We start from the raw sequence: 846 nt of genomic DNA, 5'->3' as shown, positions 1-846 counted from the left end.
ACCGCCGCCACATGCCCCCGCACCACATCCAGCAACACCTCAACCCGCTCAACCCGCGACAACCCCACCAACCGCGCACCCAATCCCGACAGGGGCGCCCGTCCCTGGTCGGCAGAGGCCGACTCAGCGATCTGCCGTACCTCCGGCAGACCCGAGATCAGCGCGCTCGGACGTCCCGCCGGAGAACCGGCGACGACCACTTCCCAGTCGGCGTCCACCACGGCGACCGTCGTGTCCCCGCACTCCAGCGCGTGCCGCAGTGCGCCGAGCGCCGTGTCGACGCCCAACGCCGGGAAGCCGCCCCGTCGGGTCCGCTCCCGGATCTCCCCCGCGGCCATGCCGTCACCAACCCACGGGCCCCAGGCCACGGAGGTAGCGGGAAGCCCATGGGCACGCCGATACCCGGCCAGCGCGTCCAGGTACGCATTGGCCGCCGCGTAGTTCGCCTGCCCAGGATTGCCCAGGACGCCGGCGAAGGAGGAGAACAGCACGAACGCCGACAGATCCATGTCCCGGGTGACCTCGTGCAGCACCCACGCCGCATCCGCCTTCGGCCGCAGCACCCCGGCCACACGCTCCGGCGTCAACGACTCGACCACACCGTCATCCACCACGCCCGCGGCATGCACCACCGCCGTCAGCGGCACCTCCGCACACGCCTCCGCCAGCAGCGCCTCCACAGCGGCACGGTCCGCCACATCACACGCCGCGACCGTGACCCGGACACCCAGCTCCGCCAGCTCCGCCGCCAACTCACCTGCGCCCGGCGCCTCTTGACCACGCCGCGACACGAGCAGCAGATGCTCCGCACCGTTACGGGCCGCCCAACGCGCCACGTGCGCGCCC

The 846-nt window shown here is 72.5% G+C and carries 1 protein-coding gene; it reads right to left on the bottom strand.

Going from position 1 to position 846, the window contains the following annotated elements:
- A partial coding sequence (locus FGD71_RS06260; RefSeq protein WP_119099381.1) for a beta-ketoacyl reductase occupies positions 1–846 on the bottom strand: 846 nt, incomplete at both ends.

It is taken from the genome of Streptomyces sporangiiformans (assembly GCF_005768555.2).
GTDB lineage: Bacteria > Actinomycetota > Actinomycetes > Streptomycetales > Streptomycetaceae > Streptomyces > Streptomyces sporangiiformans.
The sequence above is the reverse complement of the archived record's forward strand: the minus strand, read 5'-3'. Positions and strand labels throughout refer to the sequence as shown.